This is a genomic window from Burkholderia sp. PAMC 26561 (genome assembly GCF_001557535.2).
Taxonomy (GTDB): Bacteria; Pseudomonadota; Gammaproteobacteria; order Burkholderiales; family Burkholderiaceae; genus Caballeronia.
The window spans coordinates 2,567,168-2,584,052 of sequence record NZ_CP014306.1 but is presented as its reverse complement, the minus strand read 5'-3'; the positions used below and the strand labels follow the sequence as shown (position 1 = coordinate 2,584,052).

The 16,885-nt window shown below is 60.0% G+C and carries 14 protein-coding genes and 3 tRNA genes; 6 read left to right on the top strand and 11 right to left on the bottom strand.

Annotated features, from left to right (window positions below; genetic code table 11):
- Positions 1-46 precede the first annotated feature (46 nt).
- From AXG89_RS11910 to aceA, 3 genes are all read left to right on the top strand, one after another.
- Complete coding sequence (locus AXG89_RS11910; RefSeq protein ID WP_062169784.1) at positions 47-316, top strand: acyl-CoA-binding protein; 270 nt, start codon at positions 47-49, stop codon at positions 314-316.
- A 424-nt stretch (positions 317-740) separates the two neighbouring features.
- A complete protein-coding gene (locus AXG89_RS11900; RefSeq protein ID WP_062169782.1) occupies positions 741-2,411 on the top strand; it encodes a DEAD/DEAH box helicase in 1,671 nt (556 codons plus the stop codon).
- A 377-nt stretch (positions 2,412-2,788) separates the two neighbouring features.
- On the top strand, positions 2,789-4,093 hold the full coding sequence (aceA, locus tag AXG89_RS11895; protein ID WP_061999122.1) for an isocitrate lyase: 1,305 nt from the start codon (positions 2,789-2,791) through the stop codon (positions 4,091-4,093).
- Positions 4,094-4,191: 98 nt separating this feature from the next.
- Here the strand turns inward: aceA and AXG89_RS11890 are convergent, their stop codons facing one another.
- Positions 4,192-4,767: a nuclear transport factor 2 family protein gene (locus AXG89_RS11890; protein ID WP_061999121.1), complete on the bottom strand. Its 576-nt coding sequence runs from the start codon at positions 4,765-4,767 to the stop codon at positions 4,192-4,194.
- A gap of 136 nt (positions 4,768-4,903) precedes the next feature.
- On the opposite strand from AXG89_RS11890, the gene AXG89_RS11885 reads away from it, so the two are divergent.
- Entirely contained in the window at positions 4,904-5,782 is an 879-nt protein-coding gene (locus tag AXG89_RS11885; RefSeq protein ID WP_062169781.1) for a LysR substrate-binding domain-containing protein, read from the top strand.
- Between the two features lie 19 nt (positions 5,783-5,801).
- On the opposite strand, the gene AXG89_RS11880 is transcribed toward AXG89_RS11885, so the two are convergent.
- Together AXG89_RS11880 and AXG89_RS11875 are read right to left on the bottom strand one after the other, a co-directional pair.
- The gene (locus AXG89_RS11880; RefSeq protein ID WP_062169780.1) at positions 5,802-6,236 is read right to left on the bottom strand and encodes a universal stress protein; all 435 of its coding nucleotides are present in this window, start codon (positions 6,234-6,236) and stop codon (positions 5,802-5,804) included.
- Between the two features lie 74 nt (positions 6,237-6,310).
- Positions 6,311-6,724 carry a gamma-glutamylcyclotransferase family protein gene (locus tag AXG89_RS11875; RefSeq protein ID WP_062169779.1) on the bottom strand — a complete coding sequence of 138 codons (414 nt, stop codon included), beginning with the start codon at positions 6,722-6,724 and terminating at the stop codon, positions 6,311-6,313.
- Positions 6,725-6,829: 105 nt separating this feature from the next.
- Here AXG89_RS11875 and AXG89_RS11870 point away from each other — a divergent pair, with 105 nt between their 5' ends.
- Complete coding sequence (locus tag AXG89_RS11870; RefSeq protein ID WP_062169778.1) at positions 6,830-7,672, top strand: AraC family transcriptional regulator; 843 nt, start codon at positions 6,830-6,832, stop codon at positions 7,670-7,672.
- 22 nt (positions 7,673-7,694) lie between these two features.
- Here the strand turns inward: AXG89_RS11870 and AXG89_RS11865 are convergent, their stop codons facing one another.
- The 5 genes from AXG89_RS11865 to gltX all read right to left on the bottom strand — a co-directional run bounded on the left by AXG89_RS11865 (position 7,695) and on the right by gltX (position 10,434).
- Complete coding sequence (locus AXG89_RS11865) at positions 7,695-8,159, bottom strand: GNAT family N-acetyltransferase (protein WP_056352642.1); 465 nt, start codon at positions 8,157-8,159, stop codon at positions 7,695-7,697.
- A gap of 192 nt (positions 8,160-8,351) precedes the next feature.
- A tRNA-Asp gene (locus AXG89_RS11860) sits at positions 8,352-8,428 on the bottom strand.
- A 72-nt stretch (positions 8,429-8,500) separates the two neighbouring features.
- A tRNA-Glu gene (locus AXG89_RS11855) sits at positions 8,501-8,576 on the bottom strand.
- Positions 8,577-8,786: 210 nt separating this feature from the next.
- Positions 8,787-8,862 (bottom strand) — tRNA-Ala (locus AXG89_RS11850).
- A 165-nt stretch (positions 8,863-9,027) separates the two neighbouring features.
- Entirely contained in the window at positions 9,028-10,434 is a 1,407-nt protein-coding gene (gltX, locus tag AXG89_RS11845; protein ID WP_061999116.1) for a glutamate--tRNA ligase, read from the bottom strand.
- Positions 10,435-10,624: 190 nt separating this feature from the next.
- Here gltX and AXG89_RS11840 point away from each other — a divergent pair, with 190 nt between their 5' ends.
- On the top strand, positions 10,625-11,740 hold the full coding sequence (locus AXG89_RS11840) for a patatin-like phospholipase family protein (RefSeq protein ID WP_082771464.1): 1,116 nt from the start codon (positions 10,625-10,627) through the stop codon (positions 11,738-11,740).
- Positions 11,741-11,763: 23 nt separating this feature from the next.
- On the opposite strand, the gene AXG89_RS11835 is transcribed toward AXG89_RS11840, so the two are convergent.
- Genes AXG89_RS11835 through AXG89_RS11825 form a run of 3 tightly spaced genes read right to left on the bottom strand, consistent with a single transcriptional unit; the run spans position 11,764 to position 16,429 of the window.
- On the bottom strand, positions 11,764-13,023 hold the full coding sequence (locus tag AXG89_RS11835; RefSeq protein ID WP_061999112.1) for a c-type cytochrome: 1,260 nt from the start codon (positions 13,021-13,023) through the stop codon (positions 11,764-11,766).
- Positions 13,020-13,592: a (2Fe-2S)-binding protein gene (locus AXG89_RS11830; RefSeq protein ID WP_082771406.1), complete on the bottom strand. Its 573-nt coding sequence runs from the start codon at positions 13,590-13,592 to the stop codon at positions 13,020-13,022. Before AXG89_RS11830 ends, AXG89_RS11835 begins: the two co-directional genes overlap by 4 nt.
- The gene (locus AXG89_RS11825) at positions 13,589-16,429 is read right to left on the bottom strand and encodes a xanthine dehydrogenase family protein molybdopterin-binding subunit (protein WP_062169777.1); all 2,841 of its coding nucleotides are present in this window, start codon (positions 16,427-16,429) and stop codon (positions 13,589-13,591) included. Before AXG89_RS11825 ends, AXG89_RS11830 begins: the two co-directional genes overlap by 4 nt.
- Positions 16,430-16,885 lie beyond the last annotated feature (456 nt).

Below are 16,885 nucleotides of genomic sequence, written 5' to 3'. Positions count from 1 at the left end.
CTTGCTATGATCGATCGCCCTGAACCAGCAATTACGGAGACCAAGAATGAGCGATATCGATGCGCAGTTCGCAAAAGCCCAGGCCGATGTCAAGGATTTGCCTGAACGTCCGGGCAATCTCACCTTGCTGCGCCTTTACGCGCTGTTCAAGCAAGGCAGCGTGGGCGATGCGGACGGCGACAAGCCCGGTTTCGCCGATATTGTCGGGAAGTACAAGTACGACGCCTGGTCAGCGCTAACTGGCACATCGCAGGACACGGCCAAGCAGCAATATGTGGAACTGGTGGAATCGCTGAAAGATGGCGAATCTGCGTAAGCACTGGTAAGAACGCCCGCAACTTTGCAGCGGGTGAAGCGCCAATCGAATCAAACTGTCTTAAAATCTGGCGCAGCGCAACAATTCCCGATATACTGTTGCCTGCGCTTCACTGTGACCGGGTGAGTTGATGTTTGAGGTCAGTTCATCGCACGCAGCGCGGCGCCTCGTAGCGTTTTGCTCCAATCCAGTTTAGAAACTGTCCCCTCCCTGCTAGGCCTTCTTCGGCCGATCATGCATCAGGCTGACGACAACGCCGCCTCGGCCTGTCGAATCCGATACAGCTTCTAACGAAAAGCTCGCCTTCATTGTTGCGAGCTGCCCCCGTTTTTCGATTTGCTCGCTGCTTCTTTGCTCGCTGAATCTGACGACTTGGGTATGCCGATTGGCGCCACACGCCTTATTCCCCGTTTCAAGGATCGACATGACTTCGAGCAACACCAACAGCCCGCTGGACTCCATCGCTGCACAGGCACTAGGCGCCGATACACCCGCCATGCCCGCAGCATCTGCTTCGCCGGCTGCTCCCACCCCCATTTCATCAGTAGCGCCTGTCGCCGCCGCAATCGCTGTGCAGACTGGCCCGAGCTTCGAGTCGCTCGGCCTGTCGCCCGAGATCGTCGTTGCGCTGACCGCTTCCGGCTATCAAGTACCGACCCCGGTTCAGCAGCGCGCAATTCCCGCAGCGCTCGCCGGCCGTGACTTGCTGGTGTCCAGCCCGACCGGTTCGGGCAAGACGGCAGCGTTCATGCTGCCGGCTATCGAACGTTTTTCGCAACTCGAAAAAACCAAGGCCGCAGCTCCCCGTGAGCCGCATGACCCGAATGCGCGTCCGGCACGCCGCCAGCAGCCGGTCGCTCGTCCGACCATGCTGGTTCTGACGCCCACGCGCGAACTCGCCATGCAGGTTACCGCTGCTGCAACCACGTACGGCAAGCACCTGCGCCGGCTGCGTACCGTCAGCATCCTGGGTGGCGTTGCCTATGGCCAGCAATTGATGCTGCTCGCGAAGAACCCGGAAATCCTGGTTGCAACGCCGGGCCGTCTGCTGGATCACCTGGAACGCGGCCGTATTGACCTGTCGCAACTGCAAATGCTCGTGCTCGACGAAGCCGACCGCATGCTGGACATGGGTTTCATCGACGACATCGAGACCATTGTTGCCGCTACGCCCGCTTCGCGTCAGACGCTGCTGTTCTCGGCGACCATCGACGGCAAGATCAGCTCGCTGACCGGCCGCCTGTTGAAGAACCCGGAACGCATCGAGATCATTCAAAAGCTCGAAGCACAGAACAACATTGCGCAGACAGTGCATTACGTCGATGACCGCGATCACAAGGATCGTCTGCTCGACCATCTGTTGCGCGATGAAGGCCTCGACCAGGCTATCGTTTTCACGGCAACCAAGAACGACGCTGACCAACTGGCTATCCGTCTGTCGGACGCTGGTTTTGAATCGGCTGCACTGCACGGCGATCTGCCGCAAGGCGCGCGTAACCGCACGATCCGTGCGCTGCGTGAACGCAAGGTGCGCGTGCTGGTGGCAACCGATGTCGCGGCTCGCGGTATCGACATCCCCGGCATCACGCACGTGTTCAACTACGATCTGCCGAAGTTCGCGGAAGACTATGTTCACCGTATCGGTCGTACGGGCCGTGCTGGCCGTACGGGCACGGCAATCAGCCTCGTGCACCATGCAGAGCAAGGCGCGCTCAAGCGCATCGAGCGTTTCGTTCGTCTGCCGTTGGCAGTGAGCGTCATTGTCGGCTTCGAACCGCGTCGTTCGGCTCCCGCTGGTGGCGGTGGTCGTCCGGGCTTTGGCGGCCGTGGCCGTCCGGGCGGTGGTGCAGGTGCTGGCGCGGGCCGTCGTTTTGGTAGTGGCGGCGGCAGCAGCAGCGGTACGGGCAAACCGGGTGGCTGGGGCAACAAGCCGGCGAGCGCTGGTGCACGTGACTCGCGTGATGGTGGTTCGCGTGACGGCTATCGCAGCGGCGGTGGATCGCGTGATGGCGGTTCGGGCTTCGGCGGCGGTTCGCGCGATGGTTATGCAGCACGTCGCAATGACGGCCCGCGCGCTCCGCGTCGTGGCAGCTAAATGTAGCCAGAGCGTGGCGTGCGCCTTGCACGCCTTGTTCGATTAAAAAAACCGATGCCCTCGTGCATCGGTTTTTTTTCGCCTGTGGTCGACGTTTCACGATGTGGAAAGAGGTTGCGGGCGGCGAAATTGTTGGTGCACGGCACAAATTTCGGAATCTCAGGATGAAAGAGGTCATTTCTCGATGTGAAATTTCTGCTCCATCCTTATGATTTATATATACTATTTTTATGTGAAATCTCCGTTTAAAGGCTGGATCGGATGTCTTCATCTCACTAGACTCTTATATAAGAGTTGAGCAACAGGAAGCAGCACCGCCCTGCTTGTTCGGCCAGATGACCATCCGGTTACTTATCAGCAATCAAAGGAGAAACGCCATGTCGCGTCAACAACAAGCTCAGGAACTCCAGAAGCAATGGGATACGGACCCGCGTTGGAAAGGCATCACGCGCAGCTACTCGGCCGATGACGTCGTGCGCCTGCGCGGCTCGGTGCCGGTGGAACATACGCTGGCAAAACGCGGAGCGGAAAAACTGTGGGCATCGATCCATGAAGAGCCGTTCGTCAACGCACTCGGCGCGCTGACGGGCAACCAGGCCATGCAGCAAGTGAAAGCGGGCCTGAAGGCAATCTACTTGTCCGGTTGGCAAGTGGCAGGCGACGCGAACGTCGCGGGCGAAATGTATCCGGACCAGTCGCTGTATCCGGCAAACTCGGTGCCGCTCGTCGTCAAGCGCATCAACAACACGCTGACGCGCGCCGATCAGATCCAGTGGTCGGAAGGCAAGAACCCCGGCGAGGAAGGTTATCTCGACTTCTTCCAGCCGATCGTAGCCGATGCCGAAGCCGGTTTCGGCGGCGTGCTGAATGCGTTCGAACTGATGAAGGCAATGATCGAAGCCGGCGCGGCCGGCGTGCATTTCGAGGACCAGTTGGCATCGGTGAAAAAATGCGGACACATGGGCGGCAAGGTGCTGGTGCCGACGCGTGAGAACGTCGCCAAACTCACGGCCGCGCGACTGGCCGCCGACGTGTCAGGCACGCGCACGATCCTGCTTGCACGGACGGATGCCGAAGCCGCTGACCTGGTCACATCGGATGTGGATGAAAACGACAAGCCTTTCCTCACCGGTGAACGCACTATCGAAGGATTTTTCCGCACGAAGCCGGGCCTGGAACAAGCGGTATCGCGTGGTCTTGCATACGCACCGTACGCCGACATGATCTGGTGCGAAACCGGCAAGCCGGATCTGGCATATGCGAAAAAATTTGCCGAAGCGATTCATCGCGAATTTCCGGGCAAGCTGCTTTCATACAACTGCTCGCCTTCGTTCAACTGGAAGAAGAATCTGGACGATGCGACCATCGCGAAGTTCCAGAAGGAACTCGGCGCGATGGGCTACAAGTTCCAGTTCATCACGCTCGCCGGCTTCCACGCGTTGAATTATTCGATGTTCAATCTCGCCCACGGCTATGCGCGCAACCAGATGAGCGCGTTCGTCGAAATGCAGGAAGCGGAGTTCGCCGCGGCTGAAAAGGGATTCACGGCTGTGAAGCATCAGCGTGAAGTGGGCACGGGGTATTTCGATGCCGTCACGCAGGCGGTCGAAAAAGAAGCCTCGACGACGGCGTTGCACGGTTCTACCGAAGACGAACAGTTCTTCGAGGAAAAAGTGGCTTAAAAGGCTACGCTTGGTTTGAGGCTTGACGTTTAAGGCTTGCAAAGGGCATACGGTCAAAAACCGTATGCCCTTTTCTACGTGGCTGACACCGCTGCTGTTCAGCCCGCCAGCCAGGCCTGCCCTTCCGCCTTCATTCTCTTCTCCAGGTCGCTACCTTTGGTGGCGAAGGTCTTTTGTACAGGAAAGCCGCTTTTCTCGAGCAGATAAGCGAGCGGTGCGTATTCGCGCGGGTGCTTTTCAACGGCCGCTGCGTCAATCTCGACGATACCGCGCGGGAACGTGAACGACCCCATGTCGTAAATGCTCTGGCGCCTCACGATCTTCCAGACGCCATTGCGCTTTTCGACCCGATCGTAGAAGCGGTTGTGCGAACTGCAGCCCAAGCCAAGGCGAACATTCTCGCCAACGATCATTGCGTTGGTCTCGACGATGGCCTTGTTGCCGTTGAACTCGACCACCGGCCCCGCGATGAAATGCTTGGTGCGCAAATCGGAGGCGCCCATTTTCATTGATCCATCGACGAAATCGCTGAAGCGGCCGTCGAACCAGGTGATCTCGATAGTGCCGTCAGAATGGAACAGTTCGCGCAGCTCGTCCCATTGCGCGAGATCGCGGTGAATCCATCCGGTCATCAAATCTGCAATGCTGAGCCGGTCTTCCAGGTACGTTTGCACAGTCAATCTCCTTCTAACGCGAGTGGGCAGCGAATTCTCGATCGCCGCAACGTGAACGTAGTGTCACGCATTGGAGCCGTATCGTTAAGTAGATTGATATGATCGATTAATCAATTTTTCTGATGAGTGATCGATCGTGGACCTGCGTCATCTCCGTTATTTCGTTGCCGTTGCAGAAGAGAAGCACTTTGGTCGCGCGGCACAACGTCTGCACATCGTGCAGCCTGCGCTGAGCATGCAAATACGCTCGCTCGAAGAAGAAATTGGCGGCGCACTTTTTGTACGCACGAGCCGGAACGTCGAACTCACGCAGGCGGGATCCCTTCTTCTGGTAGAAGCGCGGCGCACGCTTGCGCAAGCCGAGCGCACGAAAGACATTGTGCAGCGATCGCTGCGGGGCGAGACCGGCACGGTCAGGGTCGGCTTTGCGGGCAACGCCGTTGTGACCGGCAAGCTGACAGACAACTTGCGCGCGTTTCGCCAACGCTACCCCGATGCGGAATTGCAGCCGGTCGAAATGTCGCCGCATTTGCAGAGCGAGGCCATCCTTGCGGGCCAACTCGATGTCGGATACAGCCCGAGTCTGGGGTCGACGCCAGACCCGCGACTCATCGTGGAAAAGATTGGAGCGTGGCCGTTGCTGATCGCCATGGCAGAGGATCATCCGCTGGCGAAAAAGAAACGCGTATCGGTGAAATCGTTGGTCAGCGAAACGCTCATTCTTTACGGTCTCAATGAAGGCGAAAAGAGCGTGGCGATGCTGAGCGCGCAAATGGGTACGCAGTCCAAGGCGGTGCATCGGGTGTCGAGCACGTTGACGGTGCTCGCGCTCGCAGGGGCAGGGTTCGGCGTTGCCATTGTCCCCGCGCCGGTTGCTCGCGTCGCGATTCCAAACCTGACTTACCGGCCGATCATAGAAACGGAGATGTCGGCGGATCTGATGCTGTTAAGTCGTGCCAACGAAACCAGTGGAGCCGTCCTCGCCTTCCTCGCGCTTGCACGTGAAAACAGATAGACGACGCCCCGCTGCGGCGTTATCGATACACGATCACCGGGATCTTCGTATGCGTCAGGACGCGCTGCGTTTCGCTGCCGATCAGCAAGCTTCCCAGCCCGCGTCGTCCGTGCGACGCCATGAAGATCACATCGCAGCCATCACGCTCGGCGATATCGATTATTCCGATGTAGGGCGCCGACTCGACGCTCGTCACGGCATCGCAGGAAACGCCCGCGGCGGCCGCAGCCGCTTCAACCGCGGCGAGATGCTCACGCGCCTCACGCTCCGATCGCTCATGGAAGTCGCTGGGCGGTTCGACCGCGACATCGGCGAAAGGGGAATACGGATAGAGCGGCAAGCAGGCGTAGGCCGTGATCCGCGCGCCCACCGATTGCGCCAGGTCGATCGCGCCGTCGATGGCCTTCTGCGACAGGATCGACCCGTCCGTCGGAACGAGAATGTGCTTGAACATGGCTGGCTCCCCGCCGCTCCGTGTGGTCTTCCATTGTAGTAACGGAATCGGAGAACGCCCAAGCCAACCCTGAGTTATCGCGCTCGCCTGTAACTCACCCAGTCGCCATGATCGATACGCGGCAGCCCCTGCACGGCCGCGTCGCTCACCGGATAAACCAGACATTCGATCGTCTCGGCAGGTCCATCGAGCCCCACCGTCATGTGCATATGCTCACTACGAAAGAGTCCGCTGATACCCGGCACGACTTCCTCGATTTCATCGAGTACGGGAACGAGCGTATCTTCTATCCGATAAACATCGCCATGAACCGATGAGGCGTCGGCATCAAGAACCACGCCCGGATATGCGCCGAAATCATAAAGCCGGCCATGGATACGGCCCGAACCGACGAGCACCGGGTCCGCGACGCCATTGCGCTCGGCCGCGCGGTGAATGTCATTGCTCTCCCCGGCCCGCAGCGTGCCGTAGACGAATACGTGTTGCATGCGCTTGATTCCTTGAATTATCGATTGCAGACAAGCCAGCGCATTATGCCAAGAGCAGAAACAGCACTGCATTGACTATCATGATGAAATTCGTCGAGAGACCGCATGCTTATACACGCCCGCCAGCAGACAGAAAGCCCGACCGCCGAGGAAGTCGAGCACCTCGACATTCCGGCCGAATCGTCGCCTACGCCCGCACACCCCATCCGCGTGCGTTCGCGGCCCGTGCCGGCGGGCGTCCGGATCGCGCGTCATACGCATGCGTGGGCGCAGGTCGCGTGTACGACGCGCGGCGTGTTGCGGATCGCCGCAGAAGGTTCTACATGGATGGTGCCGCCATCGCGGGCTATTTGGGTACCGCCCAACGTCACGCATGAAGTGGTGATCGTGGAAGACGCGTTCCTGCGAACGCTTTATATCGATGAAAGCGTCGTGCCCGAAGGACTCGATGCATGTCGCGTGGTGGAAGTATCGCCGCTGCTGCGCGAAGTGGCGGTCGCACTGAATGACACATCCATCTCACGCGAACGTGAACGGCTGCTTGGAACCCTCGCGCTCGACGAGATCACGCGATCCCGCCCCCTTCCCCTCTCCATCCCCATGCCCACGGACAAACGCTTGCTCGCGTTGTGCGAAGCGGTGCTGGAGGACCCCGCTTCCGCCGATTCGCTCGAACATTGGGCGACGCTTGTGGGTGCAAGCACGCGCACGATCGCGCGTTTGTTCCGTCGCGAGCTGGGCGTGAGTTTTTCGCAATGGCGGCAACAGGCAGTGCTGGCGCGCGCCATTCCGTTGCTGAGCCAGGGACGACCGCTTGCGCAAGTCGCGCTGCTGCTGGGCTATCAGAGCCAGAGCGCATTCTCAGCCATGTTCAGGCGTGCGTTCGGCGAAAGTCCACGCGCGTTTTTTGTCCGCGATAGCGAGCCGCGCGACGTGGCGGACCGTTGACGAAAGGGATTAATTCAGCTTGTCAGACGCTGCGCACCATGTGCCGGATCGCGCCGAACTGTGCGAGCCGAGAACCCGCGGGCTTATAGCCCATTCGAACATAAAGCCGGGCCGCGGGGTTATCGACGAAAACGCGCAATTGCGTTTCTTTCAATCCACGTGCGCGCGCCCATCGGTGAGCCGTGTCCAGGAGGAACGTGCCTGCGCCCGTGCGGCGCCAGCCTTCGACGACCTGAACATCGCGTATATGAAGCGACTCGTCTTCTTCGGTCACCCGCATCACGCCAATGGCTTTGCCATCGCACTCGAGCACGAAGTTTTCGGATTCCCGCCAGCTCCCGAGGAACAGGTCGCTGCGCCACACGAGGTTGTGGCGTCGATAGTAGCCGTTCATGTTGTTGCGCGTGAGCGCTTCGGCGAACGAAAAATCGTCCATCGACGCGAGGCGCAGCATAAACGGCGAGAGGGCTTCGGTGGGATCGAGCATTGCGCGATAAAAGCACTGAATCAGGTCACCACACTAAGTCAGCTCGCGCCCGCTGGCAATGGAGAGTTTTCCGGGCACACGCTTTTGACGACGTTTGTCGCGCCTGTTCAACAGGGTAAAACACGCCAGCGTGAAAAGCGGACGCTCAACGAAAAAAATCCAGCGTAGGCTGGATTTTTTCTTACAACTCGTTGGCGGAGCGGACGGGACTCGAACCCGCGACCCCCGGCGTGACAGGCCGGTATTCTAACCAACTGAACTACCGCTCCACTTCTTTTCATCGGCTTGAGAGGTTGGTCGACTCATCAAGCTTGCAGCGCTTCTAGCAGCCGCCGATGTTTTGGCGTCCCCTAGGGGATTCGAACCCCTGTACTCACCGTGAAAGGGTGATGTCCTAGGCCTCTAGACGAAGGGGACATAAACTTTTCAGTTAATGTCTTTACTATTTTCGCTTAAACCCTGATTATTTTCTGATTAACCATGATTAACGACTTCTTAATCATTCGAATCGTTTAATCAGTTTGTTTCAGTGATCAGCGAAGAACGACATTATAAACAGCTTTTTGTACCTTGTGAAGTGTTTTTTGTCCGATGCCTTGGCGTTTCAACTGACTTCACTCTATTCCGTGGTGGAGGTAAGCGGGATCGAACCGCTGACCTCTTGCATGCCATGCAAGCGCTCTCCCAGCTGAGCTATACCCCCCTTGCAGAACAGAAACGAGATTTTAAAGGGGGCTATTGAAGTTGTAAATACCTTTCGCCACAGCTTCTGAAAATAAATCGTCTTCAGGGTGCAAAACGGACACGTGAATCAGACACCGTTCGTGCCCGTTCCAAATTGCCGGCGCGAGCACGTCCGTTGCCAGGATCAGGGGGCACCCTTTTCCAGCCGCGCCAGCACCGTTTCGCGTCCGAACAACATCAACACGGCGTCAATAGAGGGCGTATGCGTGGTGCCTGCGACCAGCAGACGTACGGGCATGGCCAGATGCGGCATCTTGAGCTTATGGCTCGCCAGCGTGGCTTTGAATGCCGCCGAGATCGCCTCCTTGTTCCATTCAACTTCGCTCAGTGCATGGCGCAGGTCGGCCAGCGCCGGACGCACGGCGTCGGTGACGTGCTGCTCGAGCGCAGCCGGGTCGATCACGGGTTCGCGATAGAACATGGCGGCGTTCTCGGCAATCTCCTTTACCGTCGATGCACGATCCTTCAGCAGCCCGATCACGAGCTCGAGTGCCGGCCCTTGTTCCAGCATGGCCGCATCGATGCCCAGGTCCGCCAGGAACGGCTTGGTGAGCATCTCGAGCCGTGCGTTGTCGGCTTCCTTGATGTAGTGCGCATTCAGCCAGTTCAGACGGTCTGGGTCGTATTGCGCCGGGGACTTGCCCAGATGGTCGAGATCGAACCACTCCACAAACTGTTCGCGCGAGAAGATTTCCGCGTCGCCGTGCGACCAACCCAGCCGCGCCAAATAGTTCAGCACCGCTTCCGGCAGGTAACCGCTGTCGCGATACCCCGTCACGCTAACCGCGCCGTGACGTTTGCTCATCTTCTCGCCCTGCTCGTTGAGCACGGTCGGCAAGTGCGCGTACACCGGCACCTCGCCATCCAGCGCACGCAGGATGTTGATCTGCCGCGGCGTGTTGTTCACGTGGTCATCGCCGCGAATCACGTGGGTGATTTTCATGTCGAGGTCGTCCACGACCACGCAGAAGTTGTACGTGGGCGTGCCGTCCGGACGCGCGATCACCAGGTCGTCGAGTTCGTCATTCGAGATCTCGATGGTGCCCTTTACCGCGTCGTCCCAGCTCACCACGCCGCCAATCGGATTGCGGAAGCGGATCACGGGCGACACGCCTTCGGGAATGGGCGGCAGCACCTTGCCCTCTTCGGGGCGCCACGTGCCGTCGTAACGGGGCTTCTCGCCGGCGGCGCGCTGGCGTTCACGCAATGCGTCGAGTTCTTCCGTCGACATGTAGCAGTGGTATGCAAGGCCCTTGTCGAGCATCTGCTTGAGCACTTCGCGATACCGCTCCATGCGCTGCATCTGATAGATCGGACCTTCGTCATAGTCGAGGCCGAGCCATTCCATGCCCTCCAGAATGGCGTCCACGGATGCGTCGGTTGAACGTTCCAGGTCGGTGTCCTCGATACGCAACACGAAAACGCCCTTCATCTTGCGCGCGAACGCCCACGGATAAAGCGCGGAGCGAATGTTGCCGAGGTGGATGAAGCCTGTGGGGCTGGGAGCGAAACGGGTACGGACTTGGGTCATGTGCGGTGTGCTCGATAGCTCAAATGCGCATGCCGGCACGGACTGCCAGACAGGCGATACATCGGGGAACGGCTTGGGGCAAAGTGTTTTCGCGCCGTGTTCCGCGCGGTTACTGATTAACACTGCAAGCGCTCAATGCGAGATGGAATTATACCTGCCGGGGACTTTCGACCTGCGGCGGCCGGTCATCATGTTTTATCATGTCCGCCGCTACAGGACGACGTATCCGAACGGCCAGGTCCGCCGACCGGACGCGCGCCTCCCGCTTGATCCGCTTGATCTGCTTAAATACGCTTCGTTCGCCGCACAGCAGGAGAACTCCTTGAAATCGCCGCTTTCCCCAACGCTCCCCCCTTTGCCTCGCCTGTCCGGCTTGTCCCGCCGGGCGTTCTCTCTCGGCTGCGCGTCCGCGGTCCTTAGCGCCTGCACGACGGCTACCACATCTCAAACATCGTCCAGTTCAGCGGGGACATCGGGCGTCACGCCGGCTTCGCCGGTCGCGACATCGCCGCAGCGACCCGTCCGCATCGGTCTTGCACTCGGCGGCGGCGCGGCGCGCGGGTTCGCGCATATCGGCGTGATCAAGGCGCTCGAAGCGCGCAACGTGAAGGTGGACCTGCTGAGCGGCACGAGCGCGGGATCGGTGATCGCGGCGTTATCGGCATCGGGGATGAACGGGATTGCCATCAACAAACTCGCGCTCACCATGGACGAAGCGTCGATCAGCGACTGGGCCATGCCGTTTCGCACGCGCGGTTTCCTGCAAGGCGTGGCGCTGCAGAATTACCTGAACAAGACGCTCGATAACAAGCCGATCGAGAAGATGGCGAAACCGCTCGGGATCGTTGCAACCGACCTGAAAACCGGCCAGCCGATCCTCTTCCAGCGCGGCAATACGGGCATTGCCGTGCGTGCATCGTGCAGCGTGCCGTCGATCTTCGAGCCCGTGAAGATCGGCGGCCACGAGTATGTGGACGGCGGACTGGTGAGTCCGGTGCCGGCCGCTTTTGCGCGCAAGATGGGTGCGGACTTCGTGATCGCGGTGGATATTTCAGCGCGTCCGGAAACGGCGCTGACGCAGAGCTCTTTCGACGTGCTGATGCAGACCTTCACGATCATGGGCCAGACCATCAAGGCCTACGAGCTCGATAAATACGCCGACTTCGTCATTCGCCCGAACCTCGCCGCCATGAGCGGCAGCGACTTCAGTCAGCGCAATGCGGCGATCCTGGCGGGCGAAGAAGCCGTTGCCAGGATCTGGCCCGATCTGCAACGGCAACTGGCGGCCAAAGGCGCTGCCGTCTGAGAGGACGGAAGCGCCCAGGGGCCTTAGTGCGACGGCGCGTCTCGCAGCGCCTTGACCTTCGCCGCGGTGACATCGCCGGGTTGGCCGCCCCAGCCTGAACGAAGATAGTTCGCGAGTTGCGCAAGTTCTTCGTCGTTGAGCGTCTTGGCGAACGCCGGCATTGCCTGCAGGCTCTCCGTGCCTGGGAACGCCGACGCTTCCACGCCGTCGAGCATCGCGACGAGCATGTTGTGCGGATCGGCCTGACGCAGCGTGGAACTGCCTTGCATCGATACCGACACGTGCGGCTTGCCTTCCCCGCCGAGTCCGTGACACCCCGCGCACACCGCGACGTAGGTGTTGCGGCCAGCGGCGACCTGAGCGGCATCCGCCGATCCCGGCTGTACGGGTGTTGGCGGCGGCGGTGCGTCGCCCAGCAGATAAACCGACATCGCGCGCAAGTCGCCCGGCGACAGATATTGCGTGCTCAGATAAACCACCGGATGCATCTCTCCGAACGCGGGTCCCTGACGGCTGATCCCGGTCGCGAAGAATGTTTGCAGGTCGGCGCCGGTCCATCCGCGCGCGACGAGCGCGGCGGGTGTGATATCCGGTGGAACGACGCGTCCGAGATCCGATCCGTGCAGCGCCTTCGCCCCGTTCATCTGCCCGAACGCGCCACGCGGCGTGTGACATTCGGCGCAATGGCCCAGCGCGTTAGCCAGATATTTCCCGCGCGTCCAGTCAGCCGACGTTCCAACGGATGCATCCGGCAAGCTGTCTTTCAGGAACAGCATGTTCCAGAACATCACGGCAAACCGCATGTTGAACGGGAACTTGAGGTCGGGCTTGAGGTTCGGCACAGCAGCCGGTTTTTGCGCCATCAAGTAGGCGTAAATGTCGTCGCTGTCCGCACGCGTCATTGTCCGGTACGACGTGTAGGGCATCGCCGGATAGAGCTGGCCGTCGGGCGTCACGCCATCGTGCAGGGCCTTGTAGAACTCGGCCGCCGTCCATTTGCCGATGCCATGCACCGGGTCCGGCGTGATGTTCGTGCCATAGAAGGTGCCGAACGGCGAACCGAGGCGCACGCCGCCCGCAAACGGTGCGCCGCCGGGACTCGTGTGGCACGCGGCGCAATCGGCGGCCTTCGCAAGATAACGGCCGTGTGCGATCTGATCGGGCGTGGACGTGCGCGCATCGACGGACGTATTGTCGGGTGTCTTGCTACACGCTGCCAAAGTAGACAGGGCCGCGATGCATAACGCCAGGGCGCCAAGACGAAGTGAGGATGTCGTGCTCATGCGGAATCCTTGACGAGCCCGGGCGTGTTCATCACAACGTCCTTTACCGCTTCGTAATAGCGTACATAGCCTGTGCATCGGCAGATGTGGTTGTCGAGCGCCTTCATGATCTCGCTATCCACCGATGCCTTCGAGATCGGCTCGCGCTTCAGACGTTCGATAAAAACCGTCGCAGCATTGACGAATCCCGGCGTGCAGTACCCGCATTGAAAACTGAAGTGCTCAAGGAATTTTTGCTGCACCGGCGAGAGTTCGACAATCTCGCCTTGCTCGTTCTTCGAACCGTGACCTTCGATGGTCCGGATCTTCTTGCCATCGAAGAAATGCGCGCCCGTGATACACGAACGCACTTCCTCGCTGGTTCCGTCGGGCTTGTCGAGAATCACCACGCACGCGTGGCAGACGCCCTGCCCGCAGCCGAGCCGCGAGCCCGTCAGACCGACGTATTCGTGCAGGAAGTCGATCATCATCAGCCCGTCGGGCGTCTGGACCGGACCGGTCGCCACCCCGTTGATGGTGAGCGACAGAGGCTTCATCTGGATCATGCTGGTTTGATTAGGGGCCGTCATGCGAGCGCCTCCTGAATGTTTTGGGGCGTGACAGGCAAGTCGTTGAACCGATGCCCGATAGCGTGCGCAATGCCGTTGACGATTGCTGCCACCACCGGAATCATCACCACTTCCGCAATGCCCTTCGGCGGATCGGTTTCGGACAAGGGCGGCAGCACTTCGCCGGTCTGGGTCCAGACGGCGACATCGCTTGCGCGCGGCAGGTGATAGCGGTTGAAGTTCCAGGTGCCGTTGCCGGGACCTTCCTCGTAAAGCGGCAAATACTCGTGCAGCGCGTGGCCAATACCCATCGCCAGGCCGCCCTGCAACTGGCCCGACACGAGTTCCGGCGAAAGCATGTTGCCGCACTCCATGATCGAGTGATGCGAGAGCAGATCCACGCGGCCGCTTGCTTCATTGACCGAGAGTTCGACCAGCGTTCCGACCGCGCTGTAATACGTCACGGCCGCGTTATTGCGCTGAACAGGCGCGATGAAAACGCGCTTGCGGTTCACAGCGTGATACGCGGGCGCAGCGGGTGCGGCTTCGCCCTTGTTGGCTTCCCCTTTTTTGGCTTCCCCTTCGCCGAAGAGCAGCGACAACCCGTCTATTGGCAAACGGTCCGTTGCGCCACGGATGTCGAACTCGGCTTCGGTCCATTGCCACCGGTTGAACACGTGCACGACCGCGCCGGTGACGAGCCCGAGTTCGTGCGCCTTCTTCGCAAGTTGTTCTAGCGGCAGGGGTTCGAGACCCGCCGCGGTCAGCTTGCCGTCCACCCAGCGCGCATCTTCGCGCCGGACGACCAGCGGCGCAGCCTGACCGCCGCCAATACCGCCACCCCAGATGGACATGGCTGCCGGCCACAAGCCATGAGTGAAGACGACGCGCGCTGCTTCATGCGTGCTGTGCGTGAAATAGAACGCCGAATTCGTGGCACTCGAAGGCGATGCCAGCTCCGGGGTCCATCGCGGATTCGCCGACACTTTGTCCTGCTCGGCTTGCGACATCATGTACGGGTCGCCGCTCGTGATCATCGGCAATTCGGGCCAGTCGACAATTGCCATGCGAACCACCGCCGCCGGCTTGCCGAGCCACTTCGCGCACGCGATTGCCTGCGACGTGGAAATGCCCGTGCCGATTTCAGCGGCGGTATGCTGCAGCTTGATCGTGCCGTCGGCCGCGATCTCGACCTTAGCAAAAGAAGCCTCCGCGCCCGTGCCGAAATCTTTCTGCACGCAGGCGAACCCCACGCCGTACCGGTTGCCCGGATGCGCGAATTCGTACTCGGCCTTCTTCTTCGCGCGTTCGGTCCAGAGCGGATGAACCTTGGCTTTCTGCAGGACTTCGTCGACGCGAATCGCGCCCGCCGGGATCGCGCCCTGCGTGTTTTTCATACCCGAACGCAGCGCGTTTTTCAACCGCAAATCGATGGCGTCCGTTTCGAGCTGCCCGGCCAATTCATCGATCAGCATCTCGGTTGCAGCCATGGTCTGCAGCGTGCCATAACCGCGCGCGGAACCGGCATCGATTGCACGCGATGCGGTCGCCACACCCAACAGATCGCTTTTCGGAAAGTAATAGATCGACTGCGCGGCCGACGCGCCCACCATCGCGACCGATGGTGAAAAATTCGAACGCCCGCCGCCGTTGACTTCGAGCTCGGCGTTGAACGATTGCAGCATGCCGGTTTTCTTATCGACACCGATCCGGTAGTGCATCTTCGACGCATGACGCTTGATGGAAGTCTGGAACTGCTCGTAGCGGTCAAAGGCAAGGCGCACCGGCCGGCCATCGCCGTACATGGCGGCGACAAGGCCGTAGAACGGCACGTTGTAGTGATCCTTCGACCCGTAACCGACGGTTGATACCGGGTGCACGAAGAGGTTTTTCACCGGAAACCGGCACTTCGTCGCCATACCCGCGGCGCTTGCTGCGACTTCGGTCGGCCCTTGCGTGGGCACAACCATGTGCAGCGACTGCGTTGACGCGTCGTACCAGCAATTCGCGTTGTCGGCTTCGAGCGCGGCGGTATCGACGGATTGCGTCGTGTAGTGACGATCCAGCACCAGCCAGTCTGCCGGCGGATGGTCCAGTTCATCGCGCAACTTCTCGGCATGGAACATGCCCTGCTGATCGAGCTTGCCGCTTGCATTGCCGGCGGCCCACAGCGGCTCGTGCTTGCGCATCGCGCTTGGGAAAAGCATGGTGTCTTTCAAGCTCGAGAACGTGTCCTCGTCGAACGGGGTCGCACCGCCGACGCGCACGAAGCGAAACGTGCCCCATGGATCGCGTTCGAGCGGCCCGGTCTTCGCGCCGTAGCGAATGACGTCTTCGTGGAACTGCAGCGCGTCTTTCGCGAAGCGAAAGCGCGCGAAGTCGTGATAGATCAGCATCGCGACGGCATGGCCCAGATAGGCCGGCGTCTTGCCCTGAGGCAGGAGCATGTCGTCGCCATAGAAGGCGGGGAACGCGAGACCGTCACGCGCCAGATCCTCGGCCGTGACGATCCGGTCGGGTTTCAGTTCGTCGCCAAGCAGGCCGAGATCGAAGCCCTCATAGGTCCGGTCGGCCTGCGTCGTGCGCAAGATCAACGCATGGGACTGCTGGTTCGGCCAGTGCGGCATGTCAGCGGCGCGTACGTCACGAGCAAACACCTTGGACCCGGTGACCTTTGCAATCCCGTCGATACGAAACTTCGCGCGGCCGGTCGCCGCATCCCATTGGATCGGCGTCAGCACCTTTTCTTCAAACAACGCGGCGAAAGCGCGACTGCCAAGCGGCGCGATGATGACAGTCAGTCCTGCAACGACGCTCGCCTTAAGAAAACCACGACGCGATCGGTCGAGTTCCCCCATATCACTCTCCTCACCCAAGCGACTCAACGCCCTTAGGTCACATTCAATCAAATTCCGGAACTTATTTCGGATTCCGAAACTATTAACTTTTAGAACCAGCCGTTTATTCGTTGCAAAGGAAGAATGACGGGGTTAAAAAGCGCTTCCGATCCTAAACGCACTTCGGTTCGTCAGGGTGCAAGGATTTGCAGCAGCCTGTTTCGAATTTCAACATGCGCTTTTATTCACTTCGAAACGCTTTGACGGCATTTGCGTGATTGGCTGCGGCAGGGAGCCGCAGTCAGCGTGAAAAGCTGGCGATTGTACGTGGCAAGGTTGCCTGCAGGCAGCGATCAGGGTGTCAAGTTTTGTCTTGAGCGCGTCAGCGTGCCTGAGTTGTTTCGATCAACGACAAAAGCCCGCCTTCTTTCGAAAGGCAGGCATGTGTTGCTGGCTGGCGCGTATTTACCTATCAGC